Source organism: Streptomyces albidus (ex Kaewkla and Franco 2022) (assembly GCF_013870515.1).
Lineage (GTDB): Bacteria > Actinomycetota > Actinomycetes > Streptomycetales > Streptomycetaceae > Streptomyces > Streptomyces albidus.
The window spans coordinates 1-6,241 of sequence record NZ_JACBXA010000301.1 but is presented as its reverse complement, the minus strand read 5'-3'; the positions used below and the strand labels follow the sequence as shown (position 1 = coordinate 6,241).

Genomic DNA, 6,241 nt, shown 5'->3' with positions numbered 1-6,241 from the left:
CCTCCCCTCCCCTGTACGGCCGGGCCCGTGGGCCGGCGCCGGCTCCTCCGCCGGTCCGTACCGCCGGATCATTCAACTACACGCCTTCCGCGAGACGTTGCCGCCGGACGTCTTGACACCCCGGAATGTCTCGTGGACTCTTCAACTCATCAAGCATGGGAGCGCTCCCATAGTACCTGCTCCCTACACAGCCCGTAAGTTCGGGAGGGGACGGCACAGCCATGAGCACCAGCAGGAACACTTCCCCGCACCACCTCCGGCGACGCTCCGGACACACACGTCTGGCCGCGTCCGGTCTCACGGCCGTGCTCGCGGCAGGCCTGCTGGCCGGCTGCGCGGAGGACAGCGGGAGTACGGCCTCGGGAAGCGGTGAGGACGGGAAGAGAACCGTCTCGGTCGGCGTCTTCGGCGTCTTCGGCTACAAGCAGGCGGGGCTCTACGACGAGTACGAGAAGCTCAACCCCGGCATCAGGATCAAGGAGAACTCCACCGAGCGGAACGAGGACTACTACCCCGCGCTGCTCAACCACCTCACGGCGAACAGCGGCCTGAGCGACATCCAGGCGGTCGAGGTCGGCAACATCAACGAGGTCGCCAACCTGCACTCCGACAAGTTCGTCGACATGGCGAAGGCCGGCGGCGTCGACAAGTCAGCCTGGCTGCCCTGGAAATGGGATCAGGCCAAGGCGGAGAACGGCCGAGTGGTCGGTCTGGGCACGGACATCGGCCCCATGGGCATCTGCTACCGCAAGGACCTGTTCAAGAAGGCGGGCCTGCCCACCGACCGCGCCGAGGTCGGCAAGCTGTGGACCGGCGACTGGAGCAAGTACGTCGACGTGGGCGAGAAGTTCACGAAGTCCGCGCCCGACGGCGTCAGCTTCACCGACGGCGCCGCAGGCCTCTACAACGGCTCCGTCTCCAGCTACGCCCTCAAGAACTACGACCGCGACGGCGAGCTGATCTACAAGAAGAGCAAGGCCGTCAGCGAGTCCTGGGACCTGGCGATGCGTGCGGTCAAGGGCGACATGACGGGCAAGCTCAAGCAGTTCGACAAGGAATGGGACCAGGCGTACGCCAACGGCACCTTCGCATCCGTCATCTGCCCGCCCTGGATGCTCGGCTACATCAAGGAGAAGGCCGGCGAGAAGGGAGCCGACGCCTGGGACGTGGCATCACCTCCCAAGCCGGCGAACTGGGGCGGGTCCTTCCTGACCGTGCCCGAGCACGCGAAGAACAAGAAGGACGCCGTCGCGCTCGCCAAGTGGCTGACCGCGCCCGAGCAGCAGGCGAAGCTCTTCAAGAAGCAGGCCAGCTTCCCCAGTTCGCAGAAGGCGCTCGCGCTCCCCGCGCTCAAGGACGCGCGCCACGAGTACTTCGACGACGCACCCATCGGGGAGATCTTCTCCGACGCCGCCAAGGGCATTCCCACGGTTGTTCTCGGCCCGAAGGACCAGCTCATCCAGGAGAACATCGGCAACATCGGCATCCTCCAGGTCGAGCAGCAGGGCAAGTCGCCCGAGGAGGGCTGGAACTCGGCGGTGAAGAAGATCGATGACGCTGTCGAAGACTGAGCCCCAGCCACGCCTGCGGGCAGCCGGGAGTCCCGTGCCGGTCGGCGGAGGCAGCCGCTCCGAGGAGCGCCGCAGCCGCCGCTACCGCCGGGACGCCCGGTGGAGCCCGTACGCCTTCATCGCGCCGTTCTTCCTCTTCTTCGCCGCCTTCGGCCTCTTCCCGCTGCTCTACACGGGCTGGGCCTCGCTGCACAACGTCTCGCTGCACGACCCGACGCACATGGAGTGGGCGGGGCTGCACAACTTCTCGCGGCTGGTGGAGGACGAGTTCTTCTGGAACGCCCTGCGCAACACGGTCACGATCGGCGTCATCTCGACGGTGCCGCAACTGGCGATGGCGCTGGGCCTGGCCCATCTCCTCAACTACCGGCTGCGCGGCTCGATGTTCTTCCGGGTCGTGATGCTCACCCCGTACGCGACCTCGGTGGCCGCCGCGACGCTCGTGTTCGCGCTGCTCTTCGGACGCGACTACGGGATGATCAACTGGGGTCTGGGGCTGGCCGGGTTCGACCACGTCGACTGGGAGAACGGCACGTGGACGTCGCAGATCGCCGTCTCCTCCATCGTGATCTGGCGCTGGACGGGCTACAACACGCTGATCTATCTCGCCGCCATGCAGGCCGTGCCGCACGACCTGTACGAGTCGGCTTCGATCGACGGGGCCTCACGCTGGCAGCAGTTCCTGCACGTGACGATCCCGTCCCTGCGTCCGACCATCCTCTTCACGGTCGTGGTCTCCACCATCGGGGCGACCCAACTCTTCGGTGAACCACTGCTGTTCGGGGGTTCGCAGACCGGTGGCGGCTCGCACCAGTACCAGACGCTGGGGCTGTACCTGTACGAGCAGGGGTGGTTCAACTTCCACCTCGGCCGGGCCTCCGCCATCGCCTGGACGATGTTCCTGATCCTGCTCGTGATCGGTCTGGCCAACTGGCTGATCGCCCGACGGCTGCACAGCAGCAGAAGCCGATGAGGGAGACCGGCATGCTGGAGACTCGAACGGCCGGCCACCGCACCCCCGCCACGCCCACGGGCGCGACACCGGGGGGCCGGGAGCCCGGACGGAACGGACGCGGAAGCGGGAGCAGCGCACCGAACAGGAAGCGAGCCGGCACCGCGGGCAGGCAACTGCACGCGGGGCGCATCACCTACGCCGTGCTGACCCTCTTCACTCTCGGTTCGCTCTTCCCCCTGGTGTGGACGGCCGTCGCCGCGTCCCGCAACAACCAGCGGCTCGCCGAGACGCCGCCGCCCTTCTGGTTCGGCGGGAACCTCTTCTCGAACATGAGCACCGCGTGGAACGACGCCAACATGGGCAAGGCGTTGCTGAACACGGTCGTCGTCGCGGGCACCGTCGCGCTCAGCACGGTCGTGTTCGCCACGCTCGCGGGCTACGCCTTCGCGAAGCTCCGCTTCCGCGCGAAGAACGCGCTGCTGCTCCTCGTGATCGGCACCATGATGGTCCCGCCCCAACTGAGCGTCGTCCCGCTGTACATGGCGGTCGCGAAGCTGGAGTGGGCCAACCAGCTCCAGGCCGTGATCCTCCCGATGATGGTGAGCGCCTTCGGCGTCTTCTTCATGCGGCAGTACCTGGTGAACGCCCTGCCGACCGAGCTGATCGAGGCTGCCAGGGTGGACGGGGCGCACAGCCTGCGCGTCGTGTGGCACGTCGTCTTCCCGATCGCGCGGCCGGCGATGGCGGTGCTCGGGATGCTGACGTTCGTGATGGCCTGGAACGAGTTCTTCTGGCCGGTCATCGCGCTCACCCAGGACAACCCGACGGTGCAGGTGGCGCTGACGGGGCTGGGCCGTGGCTACATCCCCGACGAATCCGTGATCATGGCCGGGGCGTTCCTCGGCACTCTGCCGCTGCTCGTCGCCTTCGCGCTGTTCGGCAAGCAGATCGTCGGCGGGATCATGCAGGGGGCGGTGAAGGGCTGAACCTCCCCCGCCACCGCCCGTCCCCCGTCCTGCCTCCGGCTCCGCCCGGCCCAGGGCGGGCCTCCCCGTCCGCGCCTGTAACGCGCCTGTCCCCGCCTCGTCCCGCAGCTCGTCACCGCCGTCCTCGAATGGGAGCGCTTCCATGGCACTGTCCCCCACGACCTCCGACACCACCGGGCCCTCCCCCGCGAGCGGCTCCGCCCGACCACGAGTGCGCTTCCCGGCAGGTTTCCTGTGGGGGGCCTCCACCTCCTCGTACCAGATCGAGGGCGGCGCGGATGAAGACGGCCGCACCCCCTCCATCTGGGACACCTTCTCCCACACCCCCGGCAGGACCGAGCGCGGCGAGACCGGAGACGTGGCCTGCGACCACTATCACCGCTACCGCGACGACGTGGCTCTCATGTCCGAACTGGGCCTGGGCGCCTACCGGTTCTCCGTGTCGTGGTCACGCGTGCAGCCGACCGGGCGAGGCCCCGCCGCGCAGCGCGGCCTCGACTTCTACCGCTCGCTGGCCGACGAACTGCTGGGAGCCGGCATCACCCCCGTCCTCACCCTCTACCACTGGGATCTGCCGCAGGAGTTGGAGGACGCGGGCGGCTGGCCCGAGCGCGACACCGCCCTCCGGTTCGCCGACTACGCCGGCCTCGTCGCCGACGCACTCGGCGACCGCGTGAAGATGTGGACCACCCTCAACGAGCCCTGGTGCAGCGCCTTCCTCGGCTACGGCTCCGGCGTGCACGCGCCCGGCCGTACGGAACCCCTCGCCGCGCTGCGTGCCGCCCACCACCTCAATCTGGCCCACGGCCTGGCCTCCACGGCTCTGCGCGAGGCCCTTCCCTCAGACGCCCAGCTGTCGGTGAGCCTCAACCCAGCGGCCGTACGCCCCCGTTCGGACTCACCCGCGGACCGTGACGCCGCCCGCCGCATCGACGCCCTCGCCACCCGGATCTTCACCGGCCCGATGCTGCACGGCGCCTACGACGAGGACCTGCTCGCGGACACGGCGGGCATCACCGACTGGTCCTTCGTACGGGACGGCGATGTCGCCTGCGCGCACCAGCCCCTGGACGGGATCTGCGTCAACTACTACACACCGTCGGTGGTTTCGGCCGTCGCGGGCGAGAGGGAGGCCGAGCGCAGGGACGGTCACGGCGCGAGCGACCACTCGCCGTGGCCCGGCGCGGACCGTGTCGCCTTCCACCAGCCCCCGGGGGTGACGACCGAGATGGGCTGGAGCGTCGACCCCGGTGGCCTGACCGAACTGCTGCTCCGCTTCCACCAGGAGGCCCCCGGCGTGCCGCTCTACATCACCGAGAACGGCGCCGCCTGCGCCGACGAGCCGGACGGTGAAGGCCGCGTGCACGATCCGGAGCGCATCGCGTACGTGCGGAGCCATCTGGCCGCCGTGCACCGCGCCATGGAGGGAGGCGCGGACGTGCGCGGCTATTTCCTGTGGTCGCTGCTGGACAACTTCGAGTGGTCCTACGGCTATTCCAAGCGCTTCGGCATCGTGCACGTCGACTTCGCCAGCCAGCGGCGTACGCCCAAGTCCAGTGCCCACTGGTACGCGGACGTCGCCCGTACGGGAGAACTGGCGGAGTCATGAGACGTGCCCGTGCGGGAGCCGGGATCCGCACGGGCACAGCCGGGGGAACAGGGGGAAACCGGGGGACGGAGAAAAGAGGGTAAGGCGGGTGGGGCGCAGCGGGCGTGGGGGGAAGGTGTGCTGCGCCCCACCCTGATCGGGGGCTCCTTCGGGCGGTCCCGGCGGGTGGGCCGCCGGGCGCTCGGCAAGGTGCTCGTCAGCTGGTCAGCCGGTGAAGGCCTTCGCGAAGGCGTCGGCCTCCTGCTCGATGCTGGAACAGACCGGGCCGGCCTGGTCGTTGGGCCCGCCCTCGCAGGGCTTGTCCCTGGTGGAGGACCACATCGACAGCCAGGCCAGGTTCTTCTCCTCGGCGAACCTCTTCACCTCGGCCGCGTCCTCCGGCCTGAAGATCTCGACGTTGACGTCGTTGACTCCGATCATCGGGGTGACGGCGACGGTGCTCCACGCCTTCGCGTCGTCTTCGATGCCCAGTGCCGACTTCACCTGCTTCTGGGTGGCGGTCGCGGCGGCCACGGCGTACTCACCCATGTCGCCGTCGTATGCGGGCCCGTAGTCCATCGCCATGATGTTCACGGCTGAGATCTTCACGCCGTTCCTCGCCGCGTTCTCCAGCAGTCCCACGCCGTCCGGCGTCAATCCTTCGGGAAGCACCGGCAGGGTGAAGGAGACGTCCAAGTCCTTGTGGGTCTCCTGGAGTTGGGCGATCGCCTCGGCCCGGCGGGTGTTGGCCGCGGTGTCGGGAAGGGCCGCTCCCTCGATGTCGAAGTCGGCCTTCTTCAGATCGAACCGGTCGATGACCTCGCCGTAGGCGTCGGCCAGTTCGGCGGCCGAGCCGCATGCCAGACCCAGTTCGGAGCCGTTGGCGCCGCCGAAGGAGATCCGTACGTCGCCGCCCTCGGCACGCAGCTTCTCCACCTGCTGCGCCACGGGGTTGTCCCCCAGCTCCTGGACGCCTCCCCACTTGGGCGTGCAGCCGCCTCCGGAAGTGATGAAGGCCAGGTTGAACTCCTTCACCCCCGTCTTCTCGGCGCTCCCGAGGAGGTCGAAGGACGGCACGAGAGAGGTGTCCACGTACGGCGAGAAGGCGCCCGCTGCCGCCGTGGGCCTCTCCGCGCGCTGC

At 68.8% G+C, this 6,241-nt stretch carries 5 protein-coding genes; 4 read left to right on the top strand and 1 reads right to left on the bottom strand.

Translation table 11 applies throughout. The annotated features are described in order from the left end of the window. Positions 1-221: 221 nt before the first annotated feature. The 4 genes from H5J26_RS27265 (at position 222) to H5J26_RS27250 (ending at position 5,121) form a co-directional block, all read left to right on the top strand. Positions 222-1,571 carry an extracellular solute-binding protein gene (locus H5J26_RS27265; protein WP_181768632.1) on the top strand — a complete coding sequence of 450 codons (1,350 nt, stop codon included), beginning with the start codon at positions 222-224 and terminating at the stop codon, positions 1,569-1,571. Then, complete coding sequence (locus H5J26_RS27260; RefSeq protein ID WP_181768631.1) at positions 1,552-2,544, top strand: carbohydrate ABC transporter permease; 993 nt, start codon at positions 1,552-1,554, stop codon at positions 2,542-2,544. The genes H5J26_RS27265 and H5J26_RS27260 overlap by 20 nt, the downstream gene beginning before the upstream one ends. A gap of 11 nt (positions 2,545-2,555) precedes the next feature. Further along, a complete protein-coding gene (locus H5J26_RS27255; RefSeq protein ID WP_181768630.1) occupies positions 2,556-3,512 on the top strand; it encodes a carbohydrate ABC transporter permease in 957 nt (318 codons plus the stop codon). Positions 3,513-3,654: 142 nt separating this feature from the next. Further along, a complete protein-coding gene (locus H5J26_RS27250; protein WP_181768629.1) occupies positions 3,655-5,121 on the top strand; it encodes a GH1 family beta-glucosidase in 1,467 nt (488 codons plus the stop codon). A 204-nt stretch (positions 5,122-5,325) separates the two neighbouring features. Here the strand turns inward: H5J26_RS27250 and H5J26_RS27245 are convergent. Next, on the bottom strand, positions 5,326-6,241 hold a 916-nt coding region (locus H5J26_RS27245; RefSeq protein WP_181768628.1), incomplete at its 5' end, for a chitinase.

Bases quoted from the DNA above. Each gene is read 5' to 3' on its own strand.
- H5J26_RS27265 (WP_181768632.1), top strand. From the start codon at position 222: ATGAGCACCAGCAGGAACACTTCCCCGCACCACCTCCGGCGACGCTCC.
- H5J26_RS27260 (WP_181768631.1), top strand. From the start codon at position 1,552: ATGACGCTGTCGAAGACTGAGCCCCAGCCACGCCTGCGGGCAGCCGGG.
- H5J26_RS27255 (WP_181768630.1), top strand. From the start codon at position 2,556: ATGCTGGAGACTCGAACGGCCGGCCACCGCACCCCCGCCACGCCCACG.
- H5J26_RS27250 (WP_181768629.1), top strand. From the start codon at position 3,655: ATGGCACTGTCCCCCACGACCTCCGACACCACCGGGCCCTCCCCCGCG.